At 41.4% G+C, this 17,936-nt stretch carries 16 protein-coding genes and 1 pseudogene; 8 read left to right on the top strand and 9 right to left on the bottom strand.

Annotated elements, in window-relative coordinates; translation table 11 throughout:
- Positions 1-133 precede the first annotated feature (133 nt).
- Positions 134-2,059 carry an ATP-binding protein gene (locus tag H6G14_RS13430; RefSeq protein ID WP_190567883.1) on the top strand — a complete coding sequence of 642 codons (1,926 nt, stop codon included), beginning with the start codon at positions 134-136 and terminating at the stop codon, positions 2,057-2,059.
- Positions 2,060-2,222: 163 nt separating this feature from the next.
- On the opposite strand, the gene H6G14_RS13425 is transcribed toward H6G14_RS13430, so the two are convergent.
- The 3 genes from H6G14_RS13425 to H6G14_RS13415 form a co-directional block, all read right to left on the bottom strand.
- Positions 2,223-3,095, bottom strand: coding sequence for a hypothetical protein (locus H6G14_RS13425; protein ID WP_190567882.1), 873 nt, complete (start codon positions 3,093-3,095; stop codon positions 2,223-2,225).
- Between the two features lie 197 nt (positions 3,096-3,292).
- Positions 3,293-3,874: a DUF1517 domain-containing protein gene (locus H6G14_RS13420; RefSeq protein ID WP_190567881.1), complete on the bottom strand. Its 582-nt coding sequence runs from the start codon at positions 3,872-3,874 to the stop codon at positions 3,293-3,295.
- A gap of 101 nt (positions 3,875-3,975) precedes the next feature.
- A complete protein-coding gene (locus H6G14_RS13415) occupies positions 3,976-5,541 on the bottom strand; it encodes a pentapeptide repeat-containing protein (RefSeq protein ID WP_190567880.1) in 1,566 nt (521 codons plus the stop codon).
- Positions 5,542-5,600: 59 nt separating this feature from the next.
- Between H6G14_RS13415 and H6G14_RS13410 the strand changes: the two genes are divergently transcribed.
- From H6G14_RS13410 to H6G14_RS13400, 4 genes and pseudogenes are all read left to right on the top strand, one after another.
- The gene (locus tag H6G14_RS13410) at positions 5,601-6,446 is read left to right on the top strand and encodes a prephenate/arogenate dehydrogenase (protein ID WP_190567879.1); all 846 of its coding nucleotides are present in this window, start codon (positions 5,601-5,603) and stop codon (positions 6,444-6,446) included.
- A gap of 243 nt (positions 6,447-6,689) precedes the next feature.
- Complete coding sequence (locus H6G14_RS13405; RefSeq protein ID WP_190567878.1) at positions 6,690-6,848, top strand: helix-turn-helix domain-containing protein; 159 nt, start codon at positions 6,690-6,692, stop codon at positions 6,846-6,848.
- A pseudogene (locus H6G14_RS33580) lies at positions 6,844-7,268 on the top strand (IS630 family transposase); the annotation flags it as partial. The gene H6G14_RS13405 and the pseudogene H6G14_RS33580, both read left to right, overlap by 5 nt.
- A gap of 276 nt (positions 7,269-7,544) precedes the next feature.
- Complete coding sequence (locus H6G14_RS13400; protein ID WP_190567877.1) at positions 7,545-8,486, top strand: N-acetylmuramoyl-L-alanine amidase; 942 nt, start codon at positions 7,545-7,547, stop codon at positions 8,484-8,486.
- Between the two features lie 89 nt (positions 8,487-8,575).
- Here the strand turns inward: H6G14_RS13400 and H6G14_RS13395 are convergent, their stop codons facing one another.
- From H6G14_RS13395 to H6G14_RS13375, 5 genes are all read right to left on the bottom strand, one after another.
- Positions 8,576-9,160 carry an LURP-one-related family protein gene (locus tag H6G14_RS13395; RefSeq protein WP_190567876.1) on the bottom strand — a complete coding sequence of 195 codons (585 nt, stop codon included), beginning with the start codon at positions 9,158-9,160 and terminating at the stop codon, positions 8,576-8,578.
- Positions 9,161-9,434: 274 nt separating this feature from the next.
- Complete coding sequence (locus tag H6G14_RS13390) at positions 9,435-10,541, bottom strand: saccharopine dehydrogenase family protein (protein WP_190567875.1); 1,107 nt, start codon at positions 10,539-10,541, stop codon at positions 9,435-9,437.
- A 117-nt stretch (positions 10,542-10,658) separates the two neighbouring features.
- Positions 10,659-12,077: an oxygen-independent coproporphyrinogen III oxidase gene (gene hemN, locus H6G14_RS13385; protein ID WP_190567874.1), complete on the bottom strand. Its 1,419-nt coding sequence runs from the start codon at positions 12,075-12,077 to the stop codon at positions 10,659-10,661.
- Positions 12,078-12,386: 309 nt separating this feature from the next.
- Positions 12,387-12,710: a hypothetical protein gene (locus H6G14_RS13380; protein WP_010995310.1), complete on the bottom strand. Its 324-nt coding sequence runs from the start codon at positions 12,708-12,710 to the stop codon at positions 12,387-12,389.
- 411 nt (positions 12,711-13,121) lie between these two features.
- A complete protein-coding gene (locus tag H6G14_RS13375; protein WP_190567873.1) occupies positions 13,122-14,762 on the bottom strand; it encodes a serine/threonine-protein kinase in 1,641 nt (546 codons plus the stop codon).
- 291 nt (positions 14,763-15,053) lie between these two features.
- On the opposite strand from H6G14_RS13375, the gene H6G14_RS13370 reads away from it, so the two are divergent.
- Both H6G14_RS13370 and bioB read left to right on the top strand, forming a co-directional pair.
- Positions 15,054-15,794, top strand: a complete 741-nt coding sequence (locus H6G14_RS13370) for a class I SAM-dependent methyltransferase (RefSeq protein ID WP_190567872.1) — start codon at positions 15,054-15,056, stop codon at positions 15,792-15,794.
- Between the two features lie 84 nt (positions 15,795-15,878).
- Positions 15,879-16,886: a biotin synthase BioB gene (gene bioB / locus H6G14_RS13365; protein ID WP_190567871.1), complete on the top strand. Its 1,008-nt coding sequence runs from the start codon at positions 15,879-15,881 to the stop codon at positions 16,884-16,886.
- Positions 16,887-16,952: 66 nt separating this feature from the next.
- Here bioB and petL read toward each other — a convergent pair whose 3' ends face one another.
- The gene (gene petL, locus H6G14_RS13360) at positions 16,953-17,048 is read right to left on the bottom strand and encodes a cytochrome b6-f complex subunit PetL (RefSeq protein WP_010996086.1); all 96 of its coding nucleotides are present in this window, start codon (positions 17,046-17,048) and stop codon (positions 16,953-16,955) included.
- A 232-nt stretch (positions 17,049-17,280) separates the two neighbouring features.
- Here petL and H6G14_RS13355 point away from each other — a divergent pair, with 232 nt between their 5' ends.
- Complete coding sequence (locus H6G14_RS13355; protein WP_190567870.1) at positions 17,281-17,883, top strand: Uma2 family endonuclease; 603 nt, start codon at positions 17,281-17,283, stop codon at positions 17,881-17,883.
- The last annotated feature ends 53 nt before the right edge of the window (positions 17,884-17,936 follow it).

Raw genomic sequence — 17,936 nt, 5'->3', positions numbered from 1 at the left:
CAATTAACTATAAAAATACTCTTTATATCTTTACGGCTTTTCTGTGAAATTCTTTTTAGAATTATCTAAACCAGGTTGAATAAATCGCCTGATTTGTGGCATGACTCTCATAGATAAGTGGGATTTATAGGAAGTGAGACAATCAAATAATCAAGTTACCAAACTACCCGTTCATCAGACACAAGCGCCTCTGCAAATTGGAGAATCTGGAAAAAAATACTTCAACTTCAAAGTTAATTTAGAAACCGAAAACAATTTATATCAAGTTATAGAAAATTTTCATAAAGTTATTATTGTATTCACGAGTGATGGTCATGTTTGCTACACTTCACCTAATGTCACAGAAATCTTAGGGTATGAAGTAATAGAACTGGAAGGTAAATCTTTCGCTTCTTTTGTCCACAATGATGATGTGCGACTATTTACTGATTATTTATCCACAATTGCCAAATCTAGCAACAAGCACCAGCCGCTAGAATACCGGATAAAAGCCAAAGATGGTAGCTGGCGATGGCAGGAAATTAGTGCATCTGTCTTTAAAGATGAAAATGGTAATGTTGTGTATTTTGTTGGCATTACTAACGATATAACCGACCGCAAACTTACAGAAGCGGCGCTAGCAGAAAGAATCTTATTAGCTAACTTTCGGACAGCAATTGATAATGTTTTTTCTCAAAATCATACATTACAACAGTTAATGCGTGGCTGTGCTGAGACTATGGTGACACATCTCAATGCAGCCTTTGCCCGCATCTGGACACTGAATAAGCAAAATAACGTCCTAGAACTGCAAGTTAGTTCGGGGATGTATACCCACATTGATGGCCCCCACAGATTTGTACCAGTCGGTAAATTCAAAATTGGGTTAATCGCCGAAGAAGCCAAACCCCACCTCACCAACTCTGTACAAACCGACCCCCGTGTAGGGAATAAAGAGTGGGCAAAGCAAGAGGGAATGATTGCCTTTGCTGGCTATCCCTTGATTGTGGAAGGAGAGATATTAGGGGTCATCGCCATGTTTTCTCGCCAAATACTCAGCGAATCGACCTTTGAGGCTTTGAGAATTACATCCCATGAAATTGCTATCGGTATTAAGCGTAAGCAGACCGAAGAAGAACTGAGAAAATCTGAAGCTAAATACCGAGAAATTGCCCAAACAGCCCAAGAAAAAGCCCAAAAGTTAGAAGCAGCGCTATGGGAACTCCAGCAAACCCAGGCGCAATTAATTCAAACAGAGAAAATGTCTAGTTTAGGACAATTAGTCGCGGGTGTGGCCCATGAGATTAATAATCCGGTGAATTTTATCTACGGTAATATCACTCATACCCGTGAATACATAGAGGATTTGCTTTACTTGGTAAAACTCTATCAAAATCACTACGATTCAGTATTACCAGACATTGCAGACCATATATACGGGATGGATTTAGAATTTATTTCTCAAGATTTACCCAAGGTTCTTAATTCAATGCACATGGGAGCAGAACGTATTCGACAGATAGTCCTATCTTTGCGTAACTTCTCTCGCCTAGACGAAGATGGCATGAAAGCAGTAGATATTCATGAAGGTATCGATAATACATTGCTATTATTGCAAAATCGTCTAAAAGCTAAATCAGGCTGTAGTGAGATTCAAGTAGTTAAAGAGTACGGCAACCTACCGAATATCGTATGTCACGCCGGACAACTCAATCAAGTATTTATGAATTTACTGACTAATGCAATTGATGCTTTGGAAGAGTCTGTTGCCAGTAGTCATTTGTCAGTAGTGAATAATCAAACAACTAACAATCCCCGAATTCTGATTCGGACTGAACTTACCACCGACAACCAGGTAATTATTCGTATTGCTGATAATGGAATGGGAATGGCAGAGAAAGTTCTTAGTCGGCTATTTGACCCTTTCTTCACCACTAAGCCCATAGGTAAAGGCACTGGCATGGGACTATCAATCAGTTACCAAATTGTGGTGACAAACCACCAAGGACAGTTACAGTGTATCTCTGCACCAGGAAAGGGGACTGAGTTTATCATTACAATTCCAAAGGGTGATGGGTGATACTGTTTTAGCTAATACGCGCCCAAATTGTATAACTACTAATAAGGGCTGTTGACTGTTGACTGTTAACGGTCAACAGTCAACAAACCTGATGATGGATTATGCTGCTTCAAAGCAAAATAGCTTACTCAGGTGTTTTCTACAGTCCCAGTCACCCAATATTCTAGCGCCGTCTGGAACCGAAACCCGTTGAACGGCGGGCAGGAGAACGTCCGCTACCAAAACTGCTACCGCTAGGGCTGCGTCTGGTGGTGCTGGAATTGCCAGAAGGTCTTAGGTTACTACCACCAAAACCGGAACCAGAAGGACGGTTTGTGGTGGTGCGTGGTGCTGTGCGGACAGTGGAACTAGGAGACCTTCTAATGGTGCCGGTGGTACGGAAAGCCGTCCGATTTCTGACGGCTGCGGGTGGCGCATTGTAACGGCTGCGGTAGCTGGATACTGCTTGGTCGTAACTATTACCATATCCACCAAAGCCGCTAATTACTCCACCTGGTTGATAGACGGGGGGAACGTAGTACTGGGGTCTAAACAAAGCATTACCGATCGCCTGACCTGCTATACTACCAGCGACAGAACCGGCAAAGGGGGCCCAAAAGCCATTTTCTCGGCGAACTACAACTGTTTCTTGCTGTCCGGTTTGGGGATTGGTTTTATTCTCGGTAACGTTATGAACGTACTCAATTTTAAAATCTTCTGTCAAATATAAAACTGGCTGTCCATTGTCAACCTTTAGATAACTTTTCTTACCTTCTTTGATTTCATCGTCGGTCAGCCGCGCCATTTGCAACTTTTCGGTGGCAAAGGTTGGGGGTGTACTGTTGAGTAAAAATAAGGTGTATTCCCCAGTCGCATCATCATAAGTAGCTTGTTGTACTTGATACTGACCGTCATTGAGTTTAGTTGTAGCAGAAGTTTGGTTAAAATTCCGATTTGTAGAGTTGGTTTGTTCTCCTCCTCCACAGGCGACGGTTGTCAAGCACAAGCTGACTGCTAAAAAAATCACTGTAACTTTACGTAGTATTGTCATGATCATGGCATTGTCATCTTATTTTCGAGCTTAACAAGTTCTTTGATGGGTTGTAGGTACGGACAACCACACAAGTTATCTGTTGAAACCGGGTGTAAGGGTGTAAGGGTATAGGGGTGTAAGGGTTTCAAGCAATTCCCCTATACCCATATACCCCTATACCCCTGAACCCTTGATTTTCAATTCTCATGGGTAAGTCCTGGTTATAAAGGTATCAACTCTGGGTAATATTGCAATAGCTGATCATTACTTAGTTCATCCCCTAACCGTGCTGGTGAGAAATGCACTTGGATGGCTCTGAGCTTGTGTTTGTAGTGCAGATTAATCAAGGCTTTTAAGGCTTCTTGCAACGCTTGAATATTAGCTAAATCAGTTTCTAACTCCGGTACTTCCCCTTCATAGGCGACTGTAGTCATAATTACGATGTTGCGTGTCGCAGGTAAGGAAAGGGGGCGATCAAAGTCATCAGTATCTAACTCTAAATCAGCACCGTATCTGGCAGCAGAATCGCTAAATAATTCGTTGACATAATCTCCAGCTTCGCCTTCACTCCAAAATACATCACCTTCATTGGCGGCAGAGAGCCAATATTCATCGTAGCGCAGTAGAGTCTCTGATAGTTCTACCAATCCTTCCCCTAGAACTTCTAATTCCCCTTCAGCATTGATTGCATCTCTAGCAATGCGATTTAATTCTCCCAATATGGGCGCTATGTCAGACCCGCTTAAATGTAAAAATAACCGAAATACTACATAACGAGTCCGACCCATCATTTTGTTAAACATACCAGTTTGTCAACCTCCAAAAGTTTGTTTAATCGGGACTGATCAATCCAAAATTAAGAATTTCTGCCTTCTTGAATCTTTCTGCTCCCTCATCTCTCTCATTATTCATTCACATAGTGAAAACTGTTAACAAAATCTGTAAGTGTGTTTAACCCAGGTAGGTTATGTGGGAGAGAGTCACCGGATACATCGGATGAAAAAGTCATGTCTGTATCTGAGGAGTTGATAAATCGCTTACCAAAGTTGGGGCTGTCATGAACAATTAAAGTTTGCGCGCTGGAATTAGTTAATATGGTTTGGGTTGGGGCTTGGAAAAATTTGATTTTCGCGGCTAGATGCAGGTTTTTTTTGGTTTTTTTCATGGTCTGTGCCTGACTTATAGCTTCGGCGATCGCACTCGTTAATTCCTTCACCCGATGGGGTGTTTTTATTCCCAAGGAAGATACATTTTCCTGTTCCATCATCGCTAACAGGGCATAAATATTTTTTTGGGTATTAACAGCATCTTTAAAAGGTAAAATAGCCATACAGGCTGTGGGTAATAAGTCCGCGTCATTATCTACCCGAAATGTAAACACAGTCCGACGACGGCTGATTTCGGTGCTGGGTGGTTGTTTGAGGATGGAGTATTCTTGGGCGATGTGGTAGTAAGCGCCAGCTAAGGCAAAGTTCGCTTCTGCTTCTAAGGCTGCATCGATGACAATTTGAATGGTTGGGGGGGTTTCGTTGAAAAATTCTCTTGGATCTTCAGAGTCAAAGCGTTGGATAATAGAGCGATCGCCTGTAGGACTTAAGTCAATCCATTGACAAATCAAACCCTCTGTTTTTAAGCCAAATCTGGAAGTAGAGTACAGTTTTGCACCAGTCAAAATGGCGCTGGTTAAATCAGCACCCACCCATTCTGCTCTAATTAATTTTGCTTGAATTAGATTGGCATGGACTAAACTAGCATTTGTTAAATTGGCATTGCTCAAGTCTGCGCCGACTAAATTAGCGCCGCTCAATTTTGCATTACTTAAATCAGCCCAACTCAGGTTTACACCACTCAAATCAGCCCAACGGAGGTTCGCCCCGCTCAAATCTGCACCACTAAGGTTAGCATGGCGGAAGTTTACCTGTTTTAGTTCAGCATCTCGCAGGTTGGCGCTTGTTAAATCACAACGACTTAAGTCAGCTCCATTAAGGTTAGCCATTTCCAAGTTCGCTCCTACCAAGGATGCACCTTTCAAGCTGGCTCCGTTCAAATTGGCGTGGCGAAGATTGGCGTGGCGCAGTGTGGCTTCTCGCAAATCAGCACTGTTGAGGTTTGCTTCTGATAAATCAACCCGACTGAGTTCAGTACGAATTAACTCAGCACGTACCAAAGAAGCCCCACGCAATTGAGCGCGACTGAGGTCAGAACGAATTAAATTAGCAACATTGAGGCTGGAATGATTGAAAATAGCATCAGTGAGGTTGGCACCACTCAGTCTAGCTACGTTCAGTTTGGCATGGCTGAAGTCAGCTTCGCTCAAATTTGACCCACTCAGGTTAGCTATACTCAAATTTGCTTGGCTAAAATTCACACCACAGAGTTTGACACCACTCAAATTAGCTTCCGAGAGGTCAACACCACTAAAATTGATGACTCCAGTCGCATATTGTGCCAACAATTCCTCTACATTCATCTAATACCTCATGATTTATCTAATTCGTAATTAAAAACGACCATTGACTAATGATAAAAATGCAAATTGGAATTTTAGGTTTAGGCTTGATTGGTGGTTCATTGGGTTATGATTTGCGATCGCAAGGTCATCATGTTTTAGGTGTGAGCCGCAAGCAATCTACTTGTGAAACAGCAGTTTCCTTAGGTAGTGTTGACCAAGCCTCCGTTGACATAAGCTTATTAACAGCCGCAGATGTTGTATTTATTTGTACACCTATCGGTCTTATTGTTCCCCAAGTGGAGCAATTGATTAATCATCTACCCCAGGCGACTGTGGTGACTGATGTTGGGTCAGTGAAAGCACCGATAGTTGAAGCGATTTCCCCTCTGTGGGAAAACTTTGTCGGTGGTCATCCAATGGCTGGGACAACCGATAGTGGGATAGAATCTGCCCAAAGAAATTTATTTGTTAATAGACCTTATGTGTTAACACCAGAGCCGACAACACCCAAAGGAGCGATTGCACTTGTAGAGGAAATTGTGCGATCGTTAGGGGCTAAAATTTATTACTGTCAGCCAGAGCAACATGACCGCGCCGTCAGTTGGATTTCCCATTTACCTGTCATGGTCAGTTCCTCCTTAATTGCCGCCTGCATCAGCGAAACTGACCCCGAAGTTTTACAATTAGCCCAAAACCTTGCTAGTTCAGGTTTTCGAGATACTAGCCGCGTTGGTGGTGGGAATCCAGAGTTAGGGGTGATGATGGCGCAATACAATCGCCAAGCATTGCTGGGGTCATTGCACCAATATCGCCGTCGTCTTGATGAGTTAATCGCTCTAGTTGAGCAGGAAAATTGGTCAGCTTTAGAAACCAAGTTACACACAACGCAACAAGCTAGACCTAATTTTGTGGATGAGGTTTAGCGTTCTCAAGGTGGCGATGATCTATAGGCGATCGTAGGTCATCGTACACAAATTTTATGTAGAAATAGATAGTAACTGATGAATCACAACTATGGCTGTCCGCAGATATTCTGCTAAAAAGTAAGTAGAGCGACTTAAAAAAAACTATGTGAAGATAAGTAAATACATATATAGGAATCATATTTGATTTCTGAAAAAGACTAAGAGATAATACGGAGGATAAGTTTTGTCTAACAGCGAACAATGATAAACCAGCATCTACAAGCTAAGATTGCAGAACTACAAGAATTTATATATGCTTGGCCAGATGCGCGTGAGGTCAAAAAAGCATTGGCTGTAAAGCTGGTTTATCAAGGCTATAAGTATGAGGAAATCCAAACAATTTTAGATGTGTCAGGGTGAATTACTTCTTCAAGCCTATGATGCAGGTAATTAAAACAATACAATTGATTATCTACGTTATTTATTAGCCCAATACCCTAACCAACAATTACTTATTTTTGGGGATGGAGCTTATTACCATCGGTCACAGATTGTCCAAAGCTTTTTATCTGAGGTAAACCAGGGTTGATTTGAAGCACAATGGAAAATTCACTGCATCCGTTTTGCTCCAAATTGTTCACAAAAAAATCCTAATCGTTCGCGTAGCATCTTCGTTAGGAGAAGATATCTGGTTACAGGCAAAAACCCACCACACGTTTTTGCGCTTTAGTTCCAAAATCTTCTCATTTCAAGGAGATGTTTGAGTGGTTTATACGAAACACTGCCTTTGATTTTATGTCCCTCCAGATGTACGATTTTTTTTCACAAATCAAATCATAGTCCTACATATTTACCTGCTGATAGGATATATTCTATTTGCAGAACATATGTATTTTTTTTAAAATAGACGAATACTAATTAGCACTATTTTCTTATATTTTAAACTATCATTGAGCAACAATGTGTAATGTTTTTTTGTTACAATACAAACTTGATTAATCGACGATTTGTACAGACAGTATTCTGCTGAGTGCGCTGTAATAACTGTCCAATTAACTTAAAACCAAAAATGGTAATAGTTTTGAAGTATTGAGGAAATCATTTGAGGATGTATATATGAGATATGGAATTGATATTGGCCACAATTGCCCACCAGACACTGGAGCTAGAGGGATTAGGTTTGAAGATAATCTGACTCTAGATGTAGGCAACCGAGTCATATCTAAGTTGAGAGCTTTAGGACATGAGGTAATATCCTGTAGACCAGATAGAGCTACTTCCGTTAAAGATTCTCTCTCTCAAAGATGTAATAGAGCTAATGCCAACAAAGTAGAGGTTTTTGTTTCTATCCATTTTAATGCTTTTAATGGACAAGCCAACGGTACTGAAGTATTTGCCACAAGTGATAATGGTAGAAGAATTGCTAAACCAGTATTAGATGAAATTATCAAGTTAGGATATTTTAATCGTGGGATTAAAAGTGGTTCTCACTTATTTGTTCTGCGAAATACAAATATGCCAGCAATATTGGTAGAGTGTTGCTTTATCGATGCCCAAAAAGACATGAATTTATTTGATTCAGAAGCAACTGCTAATGCAATTGTCAAGGGATTAACAGGAAAATTACCCAGTACTCCTGTGGCTTCTGTTCCAGATGAAGAACAAAATATAGATACCAGTATTTTGAGACTACAGAAAGCATTAAATCGTCTCAAAATTACTGATAGAAGTAATAGACCTCTCGTGGAAAATAGCCAACTTAATGCAGAGACAAAGTTTGCGGTAGAAAGATTTCAAGGTATTGTGGGACTGGAGAAAACTGGAATTGTCAATGAAGCAACATGGAATGCTATCAATCTGATTTTAGCTAAAAGAATTATCAGACAGAACCACGCTGGTGGCCCGGTTGTGAGATACTTACAATTCCGAGTAGGAGTTGAGGTTGATGGTATTTATGGCGCGCAAACAGAAGCAGCAATTAAAAGATTCCAAAGACAAAATGGTTTGCTTGCCGATGGAATTATTGGGCCGATGAGTTGGCAAAGACTTATCGGTTAGTGGTAGTTATTGGTTAGAGGTGAGAGGTTAGAGAGGTTAGAGAGGTTAGTAAAATAAGTAACTTCTGGTTCCTCTCCCAACTTCTGCCACTAACCACGATTGCGTTCTAATAAAAGCATCATCATTAAGCTTAGTAGAACTTGTTGCTCTTCGCGATCGCTAATTTGATCAACCTGTTTGATGGTAAATTTTCTAGAGAGAAAGGCAGGGATTTTCTCTAAACGCATCACAACTGTACCATCAGTTCGGCTGACTAAATAAATAGGGTTAAATACATAGCCAGTGAATATACCGACAATGGGGATTTCCGCAAATAAAGCATCGGCGATTTTCACCCAAGGATTTTTTTCTTGAATATTTAAGGTAGTTGTATCGCCATCAAATATATCGTAACGCGCACGCCATAAGGATTTTAAACCGCGTCGCTTGACTGCACCAATACTCGCACCGTTACTATCGCTGAAGTCATAGCGCGCAGAAAAATCAATGATGCGATCGGCTTTGATGTAGTATAGAGGACGGGTACGCTCCACATCTGCAAAGATGGTGATGGCTTCTTTGAGTTTGAACAGTTTCTGTTTGACGTAGAAAACTAAATTGCCTTGAGCGTCTACGACGGATATTTGCGGCGCTAATGCCCAAAACTTGAATGTAAGTTCTAGTGGATACTGCATAGGGATTCCAGTGAAAATAACTGCATTTCTCACCTTCCTATTAATCCCTATTAGTGCTGATATGTAACATAGAAAAAATTAAATAATGTAAACACGTCTCATAACTTTTCTTGCTTATGTAGAATGTACTCTCATCGGTGAGAAAAACTATAGAATCTAGGTAAATTTCTGTTGGTATACGTTGCTCAAGTGTAGGGTTGATGATGCCTAGTGTAATGCTGGGCATTGTCCACTCTACTAGCCATCTATTTTAAATTTGGAATTTTGAATTGATTCATAACCAATTATGGTTAATATTCATGCCTCGGCTTGCCATAGCTTCTAGAAATAAATCTGTTGATAGTGCTTCTTCCACAGGCCAAACTCCTGGTTTTTTCAGCTTACCTGCTAGTAAAAATTGTGCTATACTACCTGCACCATGGCCAGAAGCAACGGCTGTATTTTCGTGTACTAAAGTTGAGCAATAAACAGCTTGCTTACCATTTTTTATCCCCGTCACTTCTGAACGGACTGCCACACCGATACCACTAAAATTATTAGTGACATCTGTCATAAAATGGCTGACGTGAGATAAGAATTCAATCATGGTACGGCGCTGCATCAACCATTTGGGGAAAATGTGAGCAGTAATCCAAGTTAAATGATTATAAAAATCGGGAACTGAGCCAAACTTAGTAATAACTGTTTTGACACTAGGGAAAGCTTCGGGTAATGTAAAGGTTTCTGGCATATCAAACCAATACACTCCACTGTTATTGTAGGGAGAGGGAAATTTAACTACTTCTCTTTCACTATAGGGTTGAACTATCTGCCATCTTCCATCTAGCCAAGCTTCAAAAGGGTGCTGCAATCCTAAAAAGGTAGTCCGCATGACTGTAATGCCAGCACCACCGGAACCAGCTACCAGATAACTTAAATGTATCTTCTCTGCTTCATCAAATTGTTCAACATCATGACGCACCATGCTGTTAGAAATTCCCGGAAAAATGCCAGTATTCACAACTGCTGTTACACCCGCAGCAACGGCTTCCTCGTGATACTTGAGAGCCTTGCTAGTAAAAGAACGGTGGTCACTAACATCTAAATAGTTAACCCCTTGTTCAATACATATTTTCAACACATTGGCATCTCGGTAGTGAAATGGCCCGGCACAGTGAATAACTAAATTTGATTGGGCGATCGCCTGCCGCAATTTGTCAACTTCTGCCAAGTCCAGCACCAACAACTGCATCCTTCCCCCCGACGCTAAGGTAATGTCCTTCTCTGATGCTGGGGAACGTCCGGTGATTGTAATTTGGGCTTGGGTATGGGTGGCTATATCTTGAGCAACACTGCTACCAATCCGCCCCCGTCCTCCAAGAATTAATACGCGGTCTGTCATTACTCCGGTGTGGGTAACTATACCTCTATTTGACCAGTTTTTGGTCATCTTGGCATCAGTTGTAAGTATGACTTACGTACTCATGGAGGATAGGCATTAGGTAAGATTGGGAAAACTTCAAATAGCTTTGGAAAAACCGCTAGTTGAACGCTTTTGTAAATAGACATCGAATACAGCAGCAATATTGCGGATGAGCAATCTGCCGGCAGGTGTAACTTCTATATGATGAGGTAAAAGTTTAATCAAGCCGTCAGCTGCTAATAATTGGAGTGGCAATTTTTCTGGAAGAAAGTACTCGGAAAAATCACTGTCAAAGCTCAAATTATATTTTTCTTGGATATTTTCTGGTGAAATTTGAAATTGACACATCAATTCCATAATGATGGTGCGGCGAATGATGTCATCTTGATTAAGTTTGATTCCCTTTTCAATGGGTAACGTCTGACTATCAATGCCCTGATAATAATTTTTTAACCTTTTATGGTTCTGTACATACACATCATGTAGCATACTAATTGAACTCATGCCAAACCCCAGTAAATCCGATTCTGGTTTGGTGGTGTATCCTTGAAAGTTGCGATGTAGTTTACCGTTTTGTTGGGCGATCGCTAATTCGTCGTTGGGTTTAGCAAAATGATCCATCCCAATGAATACGTAACCATTACTGGTTAATTCTTCTATGGTCATCTGCAAAATATCCAGCTTTTCTGGTGACGAAGGCAATGCAGCTTGCGGAATCAGACGCTGAACAGGTTTTAACCAAGGTACGTAAGCAAAGTTAAAAACAGCTATGCGATCGGGATTTAATTTAATAGTTTTGTCAACAGTACTTTTAAATGTTTCTAGGGTTTGATAGGGTAAACCATAGATCAAATCAACATTTACGCTGGCAAATCCAGCATCTCGTATCCAATCCATAACCTGAAACAACATTTCCTCTGGTTGAATCCGGTTAACCGCTTTTTGTACCTGGAAATTAAAGTCTTGAATGCCAAAACTAATCCGATTAAAACCCAAATCTCTGAGGAAAAATAAATATTCTCTAGTTAAAAAACGCGGATTCACTTCAATGGAAATTTCTGCATTCTCATCAAACCGGAAACAATCATTGAGAGTTTGCCAAAGGCTGTCCACCTGAGAAAGAGATAAATAGTTAGGAGTACCACCACCCCAATGTAATTGCTGAACAGTGCGTTGATTATTCGTTAAATTGGCTACCTCCTGGATATTGTGATTGAGGTAATTTAGGTAAGGTTCTACTATTGATTTTTTCTGTGTGATGACGGTATTACAGCCACAGAAGTAACAGGCGCTTTCACAAAAGGGGATATGGCAATACAGAGAAAGTGGTGTTTTTTTATCATTACCGATGGCGATCGCCTCTGTAAAGTGCCTTTCCTCAAAATTCTCTCTTAACTCTGTTGCTGGCGGGTAACTGGTGTAGCGAGGTAAAGGCTGATCGTATTTCCTGAGCAAATTAGCATCAAATTTGATATTTGTCGCTTCTTGAATACAATTATCTGAGTGACGAGCCATGCTGAAATTCCGAATATAAGCAATTATTAAGCTTTAATCACTCTATAGCTATTAAGTTATTGATGATCGCCGCAGCTGCAAAACTTAACACAACTAGGGCTGATGTCGGGAGTGGTTTTGCATTGGTCAGCTATTGTGCTTTTATAGTCGTAGCCAGATAAATTAAGACATCAACCTAAGATGAAATCCCCACAACACAAGGTTTTCAAGTCAGTCAACGGTCAACTGTCAACCGTCAAAAGCTATAAATTGCACAATCCATCATGAGGGCTGTTGACTGTCAACAGTTAACAGTCAACAGTTCACGTTTTATTTGCTTAGTGCTAGCTCTTTTTTCTTTTTCATGATTTCCAAATATTCTGTGCGGGTACCATCGACTCGATAATGGTCACAAATTTGACAGAGTTTGAGAACATCTGATCGAGTGAATACTTTTTGGTGTTCAATTCCGTTATCGTTCCTCCAACGCCAGAAAGTTGTGCGGTCAATGCGGCGATCGCTCTCAGGCCATCTTCTGCGAGAGAGAAAATCTACCACCTCTTCTTCATAAAATGAGTAGCCCTTTGGTAACTTGAGAAGTTCTTCTTTTAAATGAATAAGCGGTATGAGTGGATCTAGCTCAGATAGTCTCATGCCAGCAAGCCCTTATAGTCTTGTGTAAATTCAACTAAACAGAAGGCTTCATAGAAAACGGTTCATCATTTACTAAGTTAGTTTCTATACTGCACAGTCTATAGAAAGGCAGCAATTAGGCTATTAGGGACTTTTTCAATGTATCTTCCCTGACTCCATACTTTCCCTGAACTAAACTAACAGTAAGAAGCTAAATTATTAATTTATACAATAATGTAATTTATACTTCATGGCAATGTATATGCAACAAATTTTAAGCTGTACAATTAGTAGTTTTGTATATAAAAAATACTCAGTAATTTTTATTTTTAAATCTTGAAAGTATTGAAAAATCGATAAGAAAAATGGTTAATAGGTAATTGGTAATTGGTAGTTGAGCAGTTATTATTACCCATTACCAACTACCAATGCTTAATTATTAATTTGTGTATTCTCTGGAAATTTTTCGTTTTTCTGTGACGGTGCTGGAATTTGACTCTCAGTAGAGGAATTTTGCTTTACTTCCACTGTAGGGACTACCACAGAAGAATCTGAATTTTTTGGCTCTGTGGGTTGTACTGGCACAACTATAGAATTTGACGGCGGCTCAACTGGTGTGGTGGAATTTTGAGTTGAGGATGGTGGACTGGTATCTGTAGTGTTGGCTGGCTTGGCTGTGCGAGATGAACGGATTTCTCGCAATTTTTCTACGAGGGATGGCGTAGAGGATGTGTTAGGTGACAGCCCAGGTTGTTCATAATTGCGGGGCTGTAATTCTCCTGTATTTGGTTGCGGTGATTGTTCTGGAGAATTGCTGTTGGGATTGGAAGATTCGCTTGGTTGGTTAGTTAGATTACGCCTGCGTCTTCTAGAGGTGGATACAGGGGTAGTTTCACTGGCGGAATAATTTTGCGAGTTTTGTCTAGTATTATCTCGCTCTTGACTAGAATCAACTTGAGGTTTTCCGCCTACTGGTACCATTGGGCGGTCTTCAAACAGTGGTTTTGCCGATGGCTGTGTCCAAGAGCGGGAAAACAGGCTGGTGGCACTAAATCCTGCGGCGGCAGCAACCACAGCTATGATGACACCCAGGAAGACTTGAGAAGTGCCAGACTTTTGAGCTATTAAGGCGATATTTTTCAGGGGCGATGGTTTTTTAAGACTACCGGATGTTTTAGCACCAGAAAACTTTTCTTGCAGATGCACAGACAAATCGATGGTTGGCACTGCGTGAGTAGGTAATGCGTGAATTGGCGAATTGATGCCGCTACCTGGTAGTAGTTGTAGCCATTCGGTAACGCTTGGGGGACGGAAGCGAGATTCTACAGCCATACCACGCATAACGGCTTGATTTACGGCTGCACTCAGGTGGGGTTGTAGTTCGCGGGGGGCTGGCATTTGTTCGCGATCGCGCAATAATGCTGGTAAGGGAACTTGTCCTGTTAACAGTGCATACAAAGTTGCCGCTAAACCATAAACATCAGTCGCGGGTGTGCGCGGTGCTTGAGTTAAATATTGTTCGATGGGGGCGTACCCCTCAGATACTAGTCCTGTGTGAGTTTGACGCACACCGCTATTAAATTCGCGGGCAATGCCAAAATCAATCAAGACTACTTCCTGTGTACCTTGACGGAGGATGATATTATCTGGTTTAACATCCCGGTGCAGCAAACCATTGTTGTGTACTACCTGCAATGCTGCCCCAATTTGGCGGATGTAATGAATTGCAGTTTCTTCTGGTAAAGGTATGGCCGGTAAAACAAAAGCATCTCCTAAGGTTTCTCCAGGGATATACTCCATTACCATGTAAGGTAATCCATCCTCAACAAAAAAATCACTTACCCTGACAATATTAGGATGGATACAAGTGGCGAGTCTTCTGGCTTCATCTTGGAACTGACGCTCAAACTTTGCAAAATCAGGGTGTTGGCGTAGCCGTTCGTTGATGGTTTTCATCACTACCTCATGTCCTAAGTAATGATGAGTAGCTTTAAACGTAATGCCAAAGCCACCACGTCCTACTTCTTGGATGAGGGTGTATTTTCCACCCTGTAAAATTTTGCCTGCTAACATAGAGAGTCTTGAGTCCTGAGTCTTAATTCCTGACGAAGCAAATAACTACTAATTCCTAATTGTGAGGGACTGCCAAACAAAAAAGTCTGCCCATATTATTGTATTCAGTAGTCAGATTTTTCTCACTTTTACCATCCAAAAGGCTCTTCGGTTAGCTCAAACAAGAATTTTTTGCAGAAAAATCTTACACCCTTCACATAAACACTTTCTTTGAGAAAACTCACCTTGATTAAATAGTTTGTCTAATTCTACTTTGTAATCACAATAAATTTCAGGAGTCTTGTAGCCCTAATGTCTCAAAAGTCGTCTCAAAGCCATCTGTCTACTTCACCAAATCCTTACATAGACAACATCAATCGTTCAGATAAATGGCAACAAAGGGTAGCCCAGGTAGCATATCGCTTTAACCAACAGTATCAAAATCAAACTTTGGAACTACCAGCAGAAGTTCAGGAAATGCCGATTTATCGAGAATGGGTTTCTGGCATATTGGCAGGAAAGATTGCTTCTCCTTTCTGGGAAATTGCTCAACCCCAAAAAAATCAGCACTGTTTGGATATTGGTTGTGGAGTTAGTTTTTTGATTTATCCTTGGCGAGATTGGCAAGCATTTTTTTATGGGCAAGAAATAAGTAATGTAGCGCGAGATACCCTTAATTCTCGTGGTTCCCAGTTGAACTCCAAGTTATTCAAAGGCGTGGAATTAGGGGCAGCCCATCAGCTAAAATACACATCAGCTTATTTTGATCTAGCGATCGCTACAGGATTCAGTTGCTATTTTCCCCTGGAATATTGGACATCTGTGTTACAAGCCGTGAAGCGTGTACTCAAACCAGATGGACATTTTGTTTTTGATATCCTCAACGCCGCACACCCTCAAGCTGAAGACTGGGCGGTGTTAGAAACTTACTTGGGCGCGGAAGTGTTTCTAGAACCTGTCACCGAGTGGGAAAAAATAATTAGCGCGGCTGGTGCTAAAGTAGTTGGACGACAACCAGGGGAGTTCTTTGATTTGTACAAGCTACGGTTTTAAGATTGGTTTGATTGTTGACTGTTGACTGTTGACTGTAATAGCCCAGTCCCCAGTCCCTAATACTGAAATAAGGATACTATACTGATGTCGGTGGGAAGAATACGCTACGATTGGCAGAAAGCAGAGATTCGCGCAGTATATGATACGCCATTGCTAGAGTTGATTTATCAAGCTGCTAGTGTACATCGGCAATTTCATAATCCTAAACAAATACAAGTATGTAAGCTGATATCGATTAAAACAGGCGGGTGTCCAGAAGATTGTAGTTACTGCGCCCAGTCTTCTCGTTATCAAACTGAAGTTAAACCCCAAGCACTTCTGGATAAGCAAACGGTTGTGGAAATTGCCCAAAACGCTAAACAAAAGGGTGTCAGTCGTGTTTGTATGGGTGCGGCTTGGCGGGAAGTGCGAGATAATTCTCAATTTGACCGAGTGCTAGAAATGGTCAAAGATGTCACAGACATGGGTTTAGAAGTGTGCTGTACTCTGGGAATGCTGACAGCCGACCAAGCCAAAAAGTTGGAGACAGCAGGATTGTACGCTTATAACCATAACTTAGATACATCCTCTGACTACTACAGCACTATTATTACCACGAGAACTTATGGCGATCGCCTAAACACCATCGAAAATGTTCGGCAGACTAATGTTACCGTATGTTCTGGCGGCATTCTCGGTTTAGGTGAAAGCATTGATGACCGTGTGGCAATGTTACAAACCTTAGCCACCCTCAATCCTCATCCAGAATCCGTACCAATTAATATTCTCTCCCAAGTAGAAGGCACACCTCTAGAAGATCAACCAGATGTACCTGTTTGGGATGTAGTCAGAATGATTGCAACTGCACGTATAGTTATGCCCACATCGGATGTGCGTTTAAGTGCTGGTAGGGCGAGACTTTCTCAAGTGGAACAAGCCTTTTGTTTTATGGCAGGAGCAAATTCCATCTTTTCCAGCGACGATAATAAAATGCTGACGGTGACAACACCTTGTCCAGATTACGATGCTGATCAGGAAATGCTCAACCTACTTGGCTTAGAAATGCGTCCTCCGTCTCAAAGACCACAACCTGTAGTCATAGGTAATTCATAATCGCTTCAGATTCCCGACTTCCAGACTCCCGACTTCTTGAAGAAGTCGGGAGTCTATTTTTTTACACTACAGTATCTTCGCAGAGCGTAAACCAAACAGCAGACCAGCAGCTATGCCAGTGAACAAAGCCAAAAAGCCGATATAAGCTACTATTGCCAACATTTATTTTTCTCCACAATATTCTACTAACTCTATTGAATCATTAAATTTTGGTCACTGGTCAAAAGAGGCAGGGGGGCAGGGGAGCAGGGGAGCAGGGGAGGCAGGGGAGGCAGGGGGAGAACTTACTCCAAGATTTTCGCCCAATCCCCAGTCCCTAAGAAAATCTGGCGTAAATGCTAATCTGGAACTAACTAGAAGACTAATATTTTGGTTCCAGTTTCAGGACGGAACAATGACAAAAACTGACTTATCCCCGACTCTTGCTGTCAATATTCCACCTACACTAACGCTGACAGTCTCCCACGAACAATTTGTACAGTTAGCACTGGCTAACAGAGATTTACAATTAGAACGAACTGCTACGGGTGAGTTAATTGTTATGCCTCCAACTGGGAGCGATACAGGGTGTAGAAATTCGGATATTAACGCCCAACTATGGTTATGGAATCGCCAAGCTAAGTTAGGAGTGGTTTTTGACTCTTCAAGCGGTTTTCATCTTCCCAACGGTAGCGATCGCTCTCCTGATGCGTCCTGGATACGTCAAGACCGATGGGATGCCCTAAGTATAGAACAACAAGAGACTTTTGCCCCGATATGTCCTGATTTTGTGCTGGAACTACGTTCTAAGAATGACTCTATAGAAAAATTACGCGCCAAGATGAGAGAATACATCGACAATGGCGCGCGTTTAGGTTGGTTAATTGACCGCAAAAATCGACAAGTAGAAGTTTATCGCCCAGGTCAAGATGTAGAAATTCTTAATCATCCTGCCAATTTGTCAGGGGAAAATGTCTTATCGGGATTTGTGTTGGACTTAACTGAAGTTTGGAAATAAAGATATGTCATCCCATCTCCTGACCAGAATGAGGTAGAATACAGCCCACGGCG

This window comes from Nostoc parmelioides FACHB-3921, assembly GCF_014696625.1.
GTDB classification, from domain to species: domain Bacteria; phylum Cyanobacteriota; class Cyanobacteriia; order Cyanobacteriales; family Nostocaceae; genus Trichormus; species Trichormus parmelioides.
This window is presented reverse-complemented; position numbering and strand designations above follow the sequence as displayed.